Annotated in this window: 13 protein-coding genes; 2 read left to right on the top strand and 11 right to left on the bottom strand. The window is 69.4% G+C overall.

Going from position 1 to position 13,274, the window contains the following annotated elements; all coding sequences use genetic code 11:
• Window positions 1-19 precede the first annotated feature (19 nt).
• A complete protein-coding gene (locus tag R2K23_RS05475; RefSeq protein WP_316514950.1) occupies window positions 20-745 on the bottom strand; it encodes an NUDIX hydrolase in 726 nt (241 codons plus the stop codon).
• A gap of 85 nt (window positions 746-830) precedes the next feature.
• Here R2K23_RS05475 and R2K23_RS05470 point away from each other — a divergent pair, with 85 nt between their 5' ends.
• Window positions 831-1,832 carry an SPFH domain-containing protein gene (locus tag R2K23_RS05470; protein ID WP_316514948.1) on the top strand — a complete coding sequence of 334 codons (1,002 nt, stop codon included), beginning with the start codon at window positions 831-833 and terminating at the stop codon, window positions 1,830-1,832.
• On the top strand, window positions 1,829-2,719 hold the full coding sequence (locus R2K23_RS05465) for an NAD(+)/NADH kinase (RefSeq protein WP_316514946.1): 891 nt from the start codon (window positions 1,829-1,831) through the stop codon (window positions 2,717-2,719). Before R2K23_RS05470 ends, R2K23_RS05465 begins: the two co-directional genes overlap by 4 nt.
• 22 nt (window positions 2,720-2,741) lie before the next feature.
• On the opposite strand, the gene R2K23_RS05460 is transcribed toward R2K23_RS05465, so the two are convergent.
• The 10 genes from R2K23_RS05460 to R2K23_RS05415 form a co-directional block, all read right to left on the bottom strand.
• A complete protein-coding gene (locus R2K23_RS05460; protein ID WP_316514944.1) occupies window positions 2,742-3,269 on the bottom strand; it encodes a DoxX family protein in 528 nt (175 codons plus the stop codon).
• A 33-nt stretch (window positions 3,270-3,302) separates the two neighbouring features.
• Window positions 3,303-4,574 (bottom strand): WS/DGAT/MGAT family O-acyltransferase, encoded by a 1,272-nt coding sequence (locus tag R2K23_RS05455; RefSeq protein WP_316514942.1) that lies wholly within the window; start codon window positions 4,572-4,574, stop codon window positions 3,303-3,305.
• A 63-nt stretch (window positions 4,575-4,637) separates the two neighbouring features.
• On the bottom strand, window positions 4,638-5,540 hold the full coding sequence (locus R2K23_RS05450) for an alpha/beta fold hydrolase (protein WP_316514940.1): 903 nt from the start codon (window positions 5,538-5,540) through the stop codon (window positions 4,638-4,640).
• A gap of 11 nt (window positions 5,541-5,551) precedes the next feature.
• The gene (locus tag R2K23_RS05445; protein ID WP_316514939.1) at window positions 5,552-6,292 is read right to left on the bottom strand and encodes a hypothetical protein; all 741 of its coding nucleotides are present in this window, start codon (window positions 6,290-6,292) and stop codon (window positions 5,552-5,554) included.
• On the bottom strand, window positions 6,289-6,975 hold the full coding sequence (locus R2K23_RS05440) for a tetratricopeptide repeat protein (protein ID WP_316514937.1): 687 nt from the start codon (window positions 6,973-6,975) through the stop codon (window positions 6,289-6,291). The genes R2K23_RS05445 and R2K23_RS05440 overlap by 4 nt, the downstream gene beginning before the upstream one ends.
• Entirely contained in the window at window positions 6,939-8,402 is a 1,464-nt protein-coding gene (locus R2K23_RS05435) for an MlaD family protein (RefSeq protein ID WP_316514936.1), read from the bottom strand. The genes R2K23_RS05440 and R2K23_RS05435 overlap by 37 nt, the downstream gene beginning before the upstream one ends.
• Window positions 8,403-9,551: a virulence factor Mce family protein gene (locus tag R2K23_RS05430; protein ID WP_316514934.1), complete on the bottom strand. Its 1,149-nt coding sequence runs from the start codon at window positions 9,549-9,551 to the stop codon at window positions 8,403-8,405.
• Window positions 9,548-10,843 carry an MCE family protein gene (locus R2K23_RS05425; RefSeq protein WP_316517070.1) on the bottom strand — a complete coding sequence of 432 codons (1,296 nt, stop codon included), beginning with the start codon at window positions 10,841-10,843 and terminating at the stop codon, window positions 9,548-9,550. Before R2K23_RS05425 ends, R2K23_RS05430 begins: the two co-directional genes overlap by 4 nt.
• Window positions 10,844-10,845: 2 nt before the next feature.
• Window positions 10,846-12,246, bottom strand: a complete 1,401-nt coding sequence (locus R2K23_RS05420) for an MCE family protein (protein ID WP_316514930.1) — start codon at window positions 12,244-12,246, stop codon at window positions 10,846-10,848.
• A complete protein-coding gene (locus R2K23_RS05415) occupies window positions 12,243-13,271 on the bottom strand; it encodes an MCE family protein (protein WP_316514928.1) in 1,029 nt (342 codons plus the stop codon). The genes R2K23_RS05420 and R2K23_RS05415 overlap by 4 nt, the downstream gene beginning before the upstream one ends.
• Window positions 13,272-13,274 lie beyond the last annotated feature (3 nt).

The following is a 13,274-nucleotide window of genomic DNA, read 5'->3' as shown; positions in this document are numbered from 1 at the left end:
CGACAGACTAGAACGTGTTCTAACTTTCGGGTGGTGGTTCCGGCGGCGCGTTCGGCCGGAGCAACGGCGGGTTCAGCAGGCGCAGGCTGCCGGCGCGGTACGTCTGGGCGGGACGGCCGCCGTCACGGGTGGTGGTCTGGCCGGTGGGTTCCAGGAAGCCGTCCGCCCCGGTGACCTTGCGATGGAAGTTGCGGCTGTCCAACGACACTCCCCAGACGATCTCGTAGACGCGGCGCAGTTCGGCGACGGTGAACTCGTCGGGGCACAGGGTGGTTGCCAGCGGCGTGTACTCGAACTTGGCACGCGCCCGCTCCACCCCGTCGGCCAGGATCGTGCGGTGGTCGAAGGCGAGCCGGGCCTTCATCAACTCCCGGACCGGCGCCCATCGCGCGCCGGCGGCGTCCCCGCCCGCGACGGGCGACGGCAGCGTCGGCGCCAAGCCCAGATAGGCCACCGTGATCACGCGCATCCGTGGATCACGCTGCGGTGCACCGTAACTGGCCAACTGCTCGAGATAGAGGCGGTCGGCCGGGATGTCGGTCTCCTCGAGCAACTCCCGCGTCGCCGCCTGGTCGAGATCTTCGTCGGGGCGCACGAAGCCGCCCGGCAAGGCCCAGCGCCCGAGGTGTGGTGCCTGCCCGCGACGCACCATCAGCGCGCACAGCTCGTCGTCGCGGATGGTCAACGCCACCACGTCGACGGTCACCGCGACCGCGGGGTAATCGCTGGGGCGATAGCCGGCCATACCACCCACATTAATCGTCATGTTGACGAAAAGCGACGGCAGGGCTTATCGTCAATCTGACGCTAACAAGAAGGAGGTGGCCACCATGGCCGTCATCACCCGTTACCCCCTGGTCCGGCACCTGCGGGTGGAGCCGACCTCACACATCCGAGCGCTGCGCCGCGGGAAGCTGGTCAAGGACGGCGCCGGCCTGGCGTTCTGGTTCCTGCCGCTGACCGCGGGGATGTCCGAGATCCCCTTGGACGACCGCGAATTGCCGCTGCTGTTCCACGCCCGCACCGCCGACTTCCAGGACGTCACCGTGCAGGCGACGGTGACATACCGGATCGTCGACCCGGCCCTGGCCGCGCAGCGCATCGATTTCGCCCTCGACACCGACACCGGCGACTGGCGGGCGGCCCCGCTGGAGCAACTGGCCGGGCTGCTCACCGAATCCGCTCAGCAGCACGGCCTGGACCTGCTGGCCCGCACCCCCCTGGCCAAGGCGCTGGTCGACGGGATCGGCGCGGTGCGCGACCGGATGGCCCAGGGGTTGGGCGCCGACACCCGGCTGGCCGAAACCGGGATCGCGGTTATCGCGGTGCGGGTGGTGGCGATCCGGCCGGAGCCCGAGGTGGAACGCGCCCTGCAGACACCGACCCGCGAGCAGGTGCAGCAGGAGGCCGACAAGGCCACCTTCGAACGGCGCGCACTGGCCGTCGAACGTGAGCGCGCCATCGGCGAGAACGAGCTGCAGACCAGGATCGAACTGGCGCGGCGGGAAGAGGAACTGGTGGCGCAGAACGGCGCCAACGAACGCCTCAAGACGCAGGAGTCCTGGGCCGCCGACGCGATCGCGACCGAGGCGCAGGCCCGCCGCGAGGTGCAACTGGCCGAAGCAAAGGCCCAGGCGGCCCGACTGGTCGGGGAGGCCAAAGCGGCGGCCGAGGCCGCCCGGCTGGCCGCCTACCGCGACCTGTCCGAGGCCACCATGCTGGGCCTGGCGATCAAGGAGTTGGCCGCCAACCTGCCGGCGATCGACCACCTGACGCTGAGCCCGGACCTGCTGACCCCGGTGCTGGCCCGGCTGGGCGGGGGCCGGCCGTGAGCCTGCCGCCCCGGGTCGTGCTGGTGCACCGCCGGACCGAACTGGACGACGCGTTGGCCCGACACGGCACGCACGGGCAAGCGGCGTTCTTCCTGTCCAGCCGGGGGCAAAGCATCGACGAGCTCGACGCCCGGCACGCCCGGACCCAGGCAGCGCTGAGCGCCGTCAGCGCCGCCATCCCGACGGATTGGCGCCGCGGCCGCGTGGAACGCGCGGACCTGTCCCGGTTTCTGTTCGAGCCCGGCGACGTGGTGGTGGTCGTCGGGCAGGACGGCCTGGTGGCCAACGTGGCCAAGTACCTGGACGGCCAGCCCGTCATCGGAGTCGATCCCGAACCGGGACGCAACGCGGGGGTGCTGGTGGTGCACGCCCCCGACGCGGTGGGCGCGCTGCTCCGGGCCGCGGTGCACGGTCACCCCGACACCGAGCTACGCACCATGGTGTCCGTCGGCACCGACGACGGACAGCGCCTGCTGGCGCTCAACGAGATCTTCGTCGGGCACGCCAGCCATCAGACCGCCAGGTACACGCTGACGCTGCCGGACGGGCGGGTCGAACACCAGGCGTCGTCCGGGCTGATCGTGTCGACCGGCACCGGAGCAACCGGGTGGTGCCGGTCGATCTGGCAGCAGCGGGCCAGCACCATGGTGCTGCCGGCGCCGACCGAGCCGCGCCTGTCCTGGTTCGTCCGGGAGGCCTGGCCGTCGCCGGCCACCGGAACCGGGTTGGTCGAGGGCGATTTCGGCGCCGCCGAACTGACGATCGTCGCCGAGTCGGACCGGCTGGTCACTTTCGGCGACGGCATCGAGACCGACGCGTTGCAGCTGGCCTGGGGCCAGCGGGTGACGGTCGGTCTGGCCCAGCAACGACTCCGGCTCCTGCGTTGAGCAGGAGCCGGAGTTCGGTGGGCTAGCTGGTTTGGGCCGGCGGACGGTAGAAGATGGCCAGCTGGCCGATGCCGCCGAGCAGGCCGAGGACCACCGCGATGGTGAACCCGCACCAGCCGAACAGCCACTCGTGAAAGCCCGTGCCGGAGAACAACAGGTGGTCCAGGCTGTACTTGCCGGGACCGGTGGCGGCCACCGCGACCGCGGCCGTGGCGAGCACCAGGTTGTACTCCCAGCCCTCCTTGACGATGAAGAAGCCGTTCTTGCGGTGCACGGTCCACGCCGCCACCAGCATCAGCGCCACGAAGCCCGCGGCGGTCACCGGCGTGAGCAGACCGAGCGCCAGCCCCACGCCGGCGGCGATCTCGGTGGTGGCCGCCACGCGGGCATGGAACATGCCCGGCTTCATGCCGATGCTGTCGAACCAGCCGGCGGTGCCCGGAATGCGTCCACCACCGAAGAACTTGTTGTAGCCGTGCGCCGCCATGGTCAGGCCGAGCACGACGCGCAGGAGCAGCAGTCCGAAGTCCAGAGCCGAGTCGTATGCCATGTGGTGAATTTAGGCCATCTGCTGAGCGGCTGCCTAGCGGGGTGACGAACCCGCCCCCAGCGCGCGCCGCAACCGCTCGAGGTAATCGTCGAGGTCCGGCTCCGCCATCACCGAATCGGCGGCGTGCACGCTGACCGCGACGGTGTCGCCGATTCCGTGCACGCCGTGGGTCAGTCCCATCATCGGCGACAGGGCCGGGTAGCTCGCGGTCAACAGCACCGGGGCGCCGCCCAGTCGCAGGTCGGCCGGTCCGCGGTTGACGCTGGACACCACGGTGTTCCCGGTGACCTGCGGCGAGCGCACCGTCGCGTCAAACTTGGAGACGCCCCAGCGCAGCAGCGCGGCGGGCACCGCGGCCAGGGCCTCGTCGGCGGCCAGCGCCGCCGGGTGGGCGGCGCGCCGGCCTCCCCCGCGCAGTTCTTCGAGAATGCGCGCCGCGCGCACCGGTACCGGCTCATCCGGGTACAGGCCCACGCCGATGTTACGGAAGTGATTGCGCGCATGGCGGATTCCCGGTTTGGCCAGCGGCACCTCGGCGCCGAGCTGCCGCGGATCCTCGCCCCGGGCACGCAGGTGCCCCGCCAGCGCGCTGCCGACAGCCAGCAGGGCATCCACCGTGACCGTCGAATGTCGACGCAGCGCCGCCCGGTCGAGGACGACGGTCCGGATCCGGCGCGGACCCGCCGGGGTGGCGTTGGTGAGCAGGGTCGGCCGTGCCGGCGGCGGCGCCGGCACCCCGCCGGTCTGGACGTCGCGGGCCAACGCGCGGTCGGTGCGCGCGGCAGCCACCCCGGCCGTCAGCAGGTTCCGCTGGCGCCGGCGCGGCACCACCGCCACCGGGTCCGGGCGACCGAACAACCAGGCGGCCAGCTGCGCGGTGCGGGTGCCGTCGGCCAACGCGTGGGAGATCTGCAGCACCGCCACCGTCGCGGCCCCACTCCCCGCCGGCGCCGCGACCGAGCCGAACAGGTGCAGCCGCCAGGTGGCCACCCGCGGGTCCAGTTGGTCATCGGCAAGCCGCGCGACCGCGTCCAGGCATTCGCCCCAGGACAGGTCGGACTCGGGATGCACCGTGAACTGCGCGGGGTCCACGGAGCCCACAACCCAGGCCGGATAACGCCATGGCTGCTCGTCGACGATGCGCAGCCGCAGGTCCGGACAGCCCTGGGCGCGCAGCCGCAGATGCTCCAACAGGCCGGCGTCGGTGCGCTCGGCGCCGTCGAAGGCGAACAGCACGAACTGATCGTTGGGGATCTTCGCCGACATCCAGTAGGTCTGGGCGTCGACGGCGGCCAGCCGCGTCACGGCACCTCCCAGTCGGTCATCGCCGGCCCTGCCTGTCCTCACCGCCGACGAAGCGGGATGCGGCTACGGGGCCCCGGCGAAGTCGAGGATCAGCTCGCCCACCCGCTGCGGCTGCTCGAGCTGCAGGAAATGCCCGGCGTGCTCGACGACGGCGCTGCGACTTCCCGCCGGGAGCACCTTGTCCACCCAATGCGTGAAATCCGCTGTCATGCAGCCGTCGTCGGCGCCGTGCAGGTACAGCATCGGCCCGGCGGGCGGGGCCGCCGACGTCCAGAACTCGTGCAACCGGGCGTAGTGCGCGGGTGGCTTGGTGTTGCGGAAGGTTGCGCGGTACACGCCGAGGGCCGCCCGCCAACGCTCTGGGGCACCGATCGCGGCGTCGACGTGGCGGATGTCCTCGGCCGCCGGGTAGCCCGGCGACCAGCGCCGCCACAGCAGCGGAACAATCCAGCGGGCCGACCGCTCCGGCAGGCCGGGCAGCTGGAAGAACATGATGTACCAGCTGCGGAGCAACTGTGCGGGCAGCTTTCCGAGCAGCGCGGCCCGCTCGTCCCGGGCCCGGAGCGCCGCCGCGGGTGGCACCGACATCACCACGGTGCGGCGGAACGGATTGTCGGGCATGGCCGCGAGCGAGCTGGCCGTGATCGCGCCCCAGTCGTGGCCGATCAGGATGTCGCGGTCGGTCGGCCCCGCGGCCTCCCGGATGCGCAGCGCGTCGTCCATGAGCGCCCCGATGTGGAAGCTGCCGTCCGACGGCAACGAGGACGGCACGTAGCCGCGCAGGAACGGTGCCACCACCCGGTACCCGGCCCCGTGGAGCTGCGGCGCCAGCTTGCGCCAGCCGTAGGCGGTGTCGGGAAACCCGTGCAGGCACAACGCAATCGGAGCGTCTTCGGGTCCCCAGCTCAGCGCGCGGAGCCGGCCCGCGGGCACCTCGACGTCGATCCAGCGCGGTTCGCTGTACATGCCATCGGAGGTTACACGGGGTCGAAGCCGGAGATCAGCCAGCGGTCGCCGGCCTTCTCCAAGGTCACCTTGACGCTCGACGCGGTGGCGGTGGGAGCACCGTCGCCGACGATCACCGTCTGGTTGACGAAGACCAACACCTCGGCGCGGTCGGAATCCGCCGTCATCGAGGCGGCGGCGGGAACGTTGGCCACCGCCGAGATGCTCTGTTCCTTGGCACCGGGGATGACGACGTCGTTGGTGAGTTCGGTGTAGGACTCCTGGAACGTTCCGGTCAGCAGGTCCCGCGCGGCGGTCAGCTGCTCCTCGACGGTCTCAGGGTCGTACGACAGCAGCTGCACCGTGGCGTCCTTGGCGACCTGCACCGTCTCGATCCGCGCGGTCTCGGCGGCCTGCCCGGAGTAGTACTTCCAGCCCAGGAAGCCGGCACCGACCAACACCGCGAGCAGGAGCACGCACAACAACACCGTCAGGACGACGGCCCGACGGACCTTCCCGGCACCCGCGTCCTTGGTCGCGGTCTCGCCGGTCTCGGCATCGGCCGCGTCGGCCGTCTCGGTGCTCTCGGTGGCCTCAGTGCTCTCGGTGACGGCCTCGGCGCTCTCCTCGGCGGACTCCGCGGGTTCGGCGGTCTCCACCGTCGCGGATTCGTCGGCCTCCGTGGCCGCATCGCGGGTCAGTTCGTCGTTATCGGCGGGCACTGCGGGGGTTTCCTTCTCTGGCACGGATTTCGGGTCCTCGGGAGTGGTCACGGCACGAACTCCACATTCGACACCTTGGTCTGGCCGTCATCGGTGTTCTCCACCGAGATCCGCATCCGCCACATCCGCGGGGCCTGCTCGGGCGCCCCGGCGTTGGAGGTCTGCACGGTCACCGCCACCAGCACCTGCGCGCGGTCACCCTCCTCGGATTCCAGCCCGGCGGCCGTCACCTCGCCGCTGGACTTGGACTGCGCCTGCTTGACCACCTCGGTGAACGGTCCGGACCGCTGCGAGAAGTCGTCGTAGAACGTGCCCGTGGCGGAATCGAGGATGCGCTGCACCCCGGCCTCGGCGTCCTCGAAGTCGATGGTCGTCAGGTTGATCGCCGCCTGCCGGCCGACCTGGACGAAGACGTCGCGCTTCTGCTCGGCCTGCTGCTGCTGGTACACCGACCAGCCGAGCCAGCCCAGACCACCGACGAGACCGAGCGCCAACAGCGCGGCCACCGCGCCCACCAGCAGCCGGCGCATCCGGCCGGGCTTCGCCGCGGCCTCTTCGGCGTCGGACTTCTCGGCGTCGCCGGACTCGTCATCCGTGGCGGACGCAGCGTCGGCGGTGGTGGTTTCCTGGCTGGCTTCCTGCGGCGATTCCGATGACTCCTCGGGGGACCCGGTCAACTCCGTTCCGGTTGACTCGGTCAGTTCCCCTTCGGGGGCAGCAGCATCGTCTGCCATGTTTGCTCCTCTGTGGCGCTCTGAGCCAGATTGGCTTGGGTGTAGATCTGCCCGTCCGGTCCAACGTACGTGCCGCTGCTCGGCTCGTATTCAGCGGCCGCGATCGGTGGCGGCGGCGGCGCGGGCGGCGGCACGGCTTCCGCAGGTGAGGAACCCCCGGGCAACTGCGGGACACCCTGTCCCGACAGCGTCGCGTTGGGGTCGCCCTTCCAGTTGAAGCCGTCGTTGAGCGGTTGGTAAACCTCGTCGCTCTCGCACATCCGGACGGTCGGCGCGCGTTTGCCAGGCACGGTGGTGCACGGGATGTTGCGGGCACCGCGGACGTTGAACGCCGAGTCCTGCGGGATGCGGCAGTAGACGTCGCCGGCCGGCCGATCCGGATGATCGACCTCGGCGGGCGTCCGCTTCTGCTGGGGCGGGATGTAGCCGGTGACGCACGGCGGCGGCAGATTGAGGTTCAGGTTGAAGCTCAGATACGCACCGCGGTAATCCTGCCGGGTGTGCCGGTTGGCGACACCCGTGGCAGAGGTCACGGCCGCGCCCTGCGGCAGCAACACCAACAGCTGCTCGAGGTTCGGCTGGTAGGTGACGGCCACCTCGCCGACGCTCACCAGGTTGGCCAGCAGGATCGGCAGGCTGGGCTTCAACTCGTCGAACAACGCGCGCGTCTCGTCGGCGGCGCCGGACCCCTGCTGCAGCACCCCGGCAACCGCGGCGTCCTCCTGCCGCAGTTGACCGGTGATGTTGGCCAGGTTCGCCGCCCACGACTGGATGGCGCCGGAGGTGTCGGTCTGCGTATCCAGCACGGGCGCGGACTCGTCGATCAGCGTGGTCAGCTCGCCGAGGTTGGCCCGGGCGTCGATCGCCAGCTGGGTCGAACCCTGGACCAGCCGCGAGAGCTCCGGCCCCAGCCCACCGACCGCGGTGTAGGCCTCGTCGACCACCGTCTTCAGATTCTCGCGCGGAATCGCCTCCAGCCCACGGTTTGTCGCGTCCAGCACGGAGTTGACGTCGATCGGGACGAAGGTCCGGTCCAGCGCGATCACGTCGCCGTCCTTGAGGTACGGCGGGTTACCGGTGCGGGGCACCAGGTCGACGTACTGCTCACCGACGGCGGACACGCTGCCCACCGAGGCGTCAAGATCGGCCGGGATGTCGAACTTCGATTCCAGGGTGAGGTCGGCGACCACGCCCTGGTCGGTCAGCCGCACTTCCTTGACCCGTCCGACCTCGGTGCCGCGGTAGGTGACGTTGGCCCGCTCGTAGAGCCCGCCGGCCTCGCGCAGCTGGACGGACACCTGGTACTGGCCGATCCCGAACAACATGCCGGGCAGGCCGATGAAGTTGAAGATCATCACCGAGCCGGCGATGGCCGCGATGGCGATCAGCACCGACATCTGGGTGAGGGTCTTGCGTGTCAGATGCATCTAGCGCCCCTGATCCCAGCGGTACGGCACGATCAGCGGGTTACCGGCCGTGTACGGGCTCGGCAGCTGACCGATGGTCCGACCCCATTGCAGTTCCAGTTCGGTGAGATCGCCCTCCCACCGGGTGCCGGTGAAGAATCCGCTGTCGATGCGGCTGAGTGTCAGGTCGAACACCAGGCTGAGGTTGCCGTAGTCCCCCCGCATCCAGTTGTCCAGCGTCTCCTTGGGCCACGGGAAGGTCGGGTAGAAGCTCAACGCTCGCGTCATCGCCGGACCGGCGTCGGCCAGCGACTGCAGGACCGGTCCGAGGTCACGAAGCTCCTGGACCAGGGCCTCCTTGGTCTGGTTGACCGAATCCGCCGTCAGCGCACTGAACTGGCCGAACTTCGTCAGCGCGTCGGCCAGGGTGTTGCGCTGTTCCTTGAGCTCGTCGAGCGCGTTCGGGATGGTCTCCAGCGCGCGGTCGACGACCGGCTTCTGGTCGGCGATCTGCCCGACCAGGCTGTTCAGGCTCTCGGTCGCCGCGATGATGTCTTCTTTTTGGTCGTTGTTGTATGCAATGAACCGGTCGAGCTGGTCGATCAGGCTGCGCAGGTCGTCCTCGCGGCCCGCAAACGCCGTCGCGAACGCGGTGGTGATGTCCTGGATCCGACCGACACCGCCGCCGTTGAGCAGCATCGAGATGGCGGCCAAGGTCTGCTCGGTGGTCGGGTAGGCGCTCGAGGACTTCAGCGGAATCAGCGAGCCCTCCTGCAGCTTGCCCTCCGGCGCGACGCCCTCGGGCGGCGGCGCGAGCTCCATGTGCAGCGAACCCAGCAGGCTCGTCTGCCCGATGGTCGCCTGCGCGTTGGCCGGCAGATCGACGTCGCCGTTGAGGCGCATCGTCACCAGGGCATGCCAGTCCTGGCGTTCGATCTTGGTGACGTTGCCGACCGTGACGTCGCCGACGCGGACCCGCGAGTTCTGTTCGATGTTGTCCACGTCCGGCATCTGAACCTGGATCGTGAAGGCGCCGGGCCCATGCCCCTCGGTGCCCGGCAACGGGATCGAGTTGAGCCCCGTCCAGCCGCTGCACGCGGTCAGCGCGGTCGTCAGTGCACCGATCACCGCGGCCCCGGCGGCCCGCTTGATCTGCACGGCCCGTGTCATTGCCCACCTCCGGAGTGGACCATCAGTCCCGGCAGTCCGTCGGCCGGGTTTGTCGCGGACATCTGTTCGGCGGCCAGCGGCGGCCCCGCCGGCGCGGGCGGCGCCGGGACCTGCCCCGGTGGCGGGATGTAGTCCGGCCGCAGCCAGTCCTCGCTGTAGGTCACCTCGTTCGGGCGGGCCTGGGTGCCGACGAACAGGTTCTGCCCGATCGGCAGGAAGTTGTACTGCCGGTTCTTGACGATCGGCGCCAGGTACTGGGTGCACAGCTTGGCGGACTGCTCGGCGCCGAGGCGCGATGCGGCCTGAATCGCACCGCACAGGAACGACACCGGGTTCTGGAAGTTGGTGATGGCCAGCGCACTTGTCGCCGCACCCTGCGCGGGCTGATAGATGTTCACGTAGTTCTGCAGCGTGTTCGGCGCGACGTGGAGCAGCTGCTTGATGTCGTCGAGACTGTCGTGCAGCGTCTGGGTCACCGCGGCGAGCTTCTCCGAGGTGGTGCCCAACGTCTCGCGGTTGTCGGCGACGAACGACTGCACGTCACCGAGCGCGGCGTTGAGATCGCTGATGGCCGCGGCGACTTCGCCCGGGTCGTCGGCGAGCAGGTTGGTGACGTCGGCCAGATTCTGGTTGAGCTGACGCATCAGGTTGGTGCTGTCCTGCAGCGCCGAGACCAGGATCGACAGGTTCTTGACGGTGCTGAAGATGTCCGTGCTGTGGTCGCCGAGCGCCGAGAAGGCCTGCGACAGCTTGACGACGGTGTCGCGGATGTTGGCGCCCTGACCGCGCAGGTTGTCGGCGGTGGTGTTGACCAGTGCGCCCAAGGTGCTGACCCCGCCCGGTTCGGTGGGCTCGAGGTTCTCGGCCAGCCGGTTGAGCTGCTCGCGGAAGTCGGCCCACTCCACCGGAACTGCCGTCCGGTCCTGGCCGATCACCGCGTCGTTGGCCAACACCGGGCCGCCCGAGTACACGGGCGTCAGCTGGATGGCCCGCCCGGTCACCAGGGCCGGCGACAGGATCGCCGCCATGGCGTCCTCGGGCACCTTGTAGTTGCTGTCGTACGAGAACGAGATCTTGACGCGGTTGTACTCGGGTTCGATCTTGTCGACGCGGCCGACGTTGACGCCCAGGATGCGGACGTCGTCACCGACGAAGATGCCGTTGCTGTTGTCGAAGTACGCCACCACGTGGGTGCGGTTCAGCGGGCCACCGGCGCGCAGCAACAGCGCCGCGCCGGCCACCAGCGTCAGCACCAGCACAACGGCCACGCCGATCTTTGCGTTGCGGGTCAGCGTCACTGTCCGGCCTCCCCTTCAGCGGGGCCGGGCGGCGGTCCTTGCGGAGCCGGCACCACGGCCTGCGTCACCGGGGGCACCTGCCCCGGAGCGGTGTGCTGCATCGGCGGTCGACTCGGTTGCGGCGTGGACGCCACCCCGGCCGGGGCGGCCGCCGGCGGTCCCGGCGGCGGGCCACCGGGTGCCGGAGCCGGACCCGGCTCGCGGTACGGGTAGCAATTGGTGCCGGACAACGGGATTCCGGGCGGCCCGCAGGCCTGGTTGCCGGGGTTGCCGGTGATCGCGTCGGGCAGATTCAGGCGCGGCTCGCCGCCCTGGCCGGTGCGCGGGTACGGGACCGGAAGCGCCGGGGTACCGGGCTGACCCACCTGCGGATCGGTGAGCTCGGACGGCAACAACACGTTGGGATCGAGGCCCAGGTCGGAGAACGCCGCGTCGATGAACGGCTGCACGAACTGCCCCGGCAGCAGGTTGGCGATGTAGGACTTGAAGAACGGACCCGACGCCACCGTCTCGCCCAGCGAGAACGCATAGGTGGAGAGCATGTTCAGCGACTTGGCGACCTTGTCGCGGCGGTTGTCGATGGTGGCGAGCACGCCGTTGAGCTTCTCCAACGCCGGCTGCATGGTCTCGCGGTTCTCGGCGATGAAGCCGCGCAGCTGACGACTCAGCGTGGAGATGTTCCCGGAGATCTGGTCCAGCGCCGCGCTCTGGCTCTGCAGCTCTGCCAGCAGCGCGTTGGTGCTCCCGACGAGCGTGACGACCTGCTCGCTGCGTTCGGCGAGCACTCCGGTCGACTTGTTGGCGTTGGCCAGCAGCTCCCGCAGCTGGGCGTCCTTCTCGTTGAGGACGTCGGAGAACCGGGCCACCCCTTCGACGGCGACGCGCAGATCCGCGGGGGTGTCGGCGAACGTGTCGGAGAGCACGCGCAGCGAGTCGGAGAGCTGGTCCGTGTTCAACCCGCTGATGGTCATGGTCAGGTCGCCCAGCGCGTCCGGCAGCTGGTAAGGCGAGGTGGTGCGATCGACCGGGATCGTGTCCTCGAGCCGGCCGTCGCCGCGCGGGATCACGTCGAGGTACTTGGTGCCCAGCACCGTCTTGGTCTTGATGGCGGCCTCGGTGCGGTCGCCGAGGCGAAGGTTCTTGTTGACCTTGAACTTCACCAGCACCTGCTGACCGTCCAGGGAGATACCGGTGACCTTGCCCGAGGCGAAGCCCGAGACCTGCACTTCGGCACCGTCGTACAAGCCGCCGGCGTCATCGAAGTGCGCGGAGTAGGTCTTGCCCTGGTTGAAGCCGGGCAGCTGCTGGTAGTTCAGCGCCGCCAGAACAAGGAGCGCCACACCGACGATGCCCACCAGACCGATCACGAAGGGATTGCGCTCTGCGAATGACTTCATCGCGGCGTGCACCTCCCCGTGTCCTGGCCTGCCACCTTCACATACACCGGCTGACCACCCTTGCCGTTGAGCTTCAACGAGATATCGCAGAGATAGAAGCTGAAGAAGTCGCCGTATATACCTTGTCGGTTGAGCACCTGGTACGAATCCGGCAGCGTGTTGAGCACGTTGTCGAAGTAGTCGTGGTCGGCGAGGACCAGACCGGCCGACCGATCGGTTTCGGTGATCACCTTCTGCAGCGGCGGGCGCGCGGCGGACAACAGATCCGCGACGGTGCCGGCCGCCTCGCTGGTGTAGGCGATCCCGTTGGCGATGTCCTGCTTACGCTCACCCAACGTCTCGACCAGTTCCGAAATGGCCACCACACCCTTGTCGAACTGCTCGCTCTGGCCGGCCAGCGAACCCAACACCGTGTTGAGGTTGACGATCACCTCGCCGATCAGCTGATCGCGGTCGGCCAGTGTGTTGGTCAACGACGCCGTCTGCGACAGGAACGAGCCGATGGTCGCGCCCTGCCCCTGCAGCGCGCTGATCAGCTGACCCGACAGCGCGTTGATCTGTTCGGGCTCCAGCGCACGGAACAGCGGACGGAAGCCGCCGATCAACGCATCCAGATCCAGAGCGGGCTGGGTGCGGGCCAGCGGGATGGTGTCCCCCGGGTTCAGCCGCTCGGTGACGCCGGCGCCTTCGACCAACGACAGGTAGCGGCCACCGATGAGGTCGTCATAGCGGATCACCGCGCGGCTGCCCTCGGTCAGCACCACCGACTGGTCGGCCGCGAAGTCGACCATGACGGTGCCGTCGTCGTTGACGTTGATCTTCTTGACCTTGCCAACCTCGACCCCCGCGATGCGGACGAAGTCGTCGTCCTCCAGACCGGAGACGTTGGCGAAGTGCGCCCGGTAGTCGCTGGACTTCTCGAACCGGAGTTCCGCGAACACCGCGAACAGCGCGAACATCCCCAGCAGGCATACCGCGATGAACGCCGCCAGGCGCCAGGCGGCGGCTCCCAGGTTGCCTCGCATTGC

Source organism: Mycolicibacterium sp. MU0050 (assembly GCF_963378085.1).
Lineage (GTDB): Bacteria > Actinomycetota > Actinomycetes > Mycobacteriales > Mycobacteriaceae > Mycobacterium > Mycobacterium wendilense.
This window is presented reverse-complemented; position numbering and strand designations above follow the sequence as displayed.

Coding starts and splice junctions, on each gene's coding strand:
- R2K23_RS05435 (WP_316514936.1), bottom strand. CDS start 8,402: ATGCATCTGACACGCAAGACCCTCACCCAGATGTCGGTGCTGATCGCC.
- R2K23_RS05470 (WP_316514948.1), top strand. CDS start 831: ATGGCCGTCATCACCCGTTACCCCCTGGTCCGGCACCTGCGGGTGGAG.
- R2K23_RS05450 (WP_316514940.1), bottom strand. CDS start 5,540: ATGTACAGCGAACCGCGCTGGATCGACGTCGAGGTGCCCGCGGGCCGG.
- R2K23_RS05440 (WP_316514937.1), bottom strand. CDS start 6,975: ATGGCAGACGATGCTGCTGCCCCCGAAGGGGAACTGACCGAGTCAACC.
- R2K23_RS05460 (WP_316514944.1), bottom strand. CDS start 3,269: ATGGCATACGACTCGGCTCTGGACTTCGGACTGCTGCTCCTGCGCGTC.
- R2K23_RS05475 (WP_316514950.1), bottom strand. CDS start 745: ATGGCCGGCTATCGCCCCAGCGATTACCCCGCGGTCGCGGTGACCGTC.
- R2K23_RS05415 (WP_316514928.1), bottom strand. CDS start 13,271: ATGCGAGGCAACCTGGGAGCCGCCGCCTGGCGCCTGGCGGCGTTCATC.
- R2K23_RS05420 (WP_316514930.1), bottom strand. CDS start 12,246: ATGAAGTCATTCGCAGAGCGCAATCCCTTCGTGATCGGTCTGGTGGGC.
- R2K23_RS05430 (WP_316514934.1), bottom strand. CDS start 9,551: ATGACACGGGCCGTGCAGATCAAGCGGGCCGCCGGGGCCGCGGTGATC.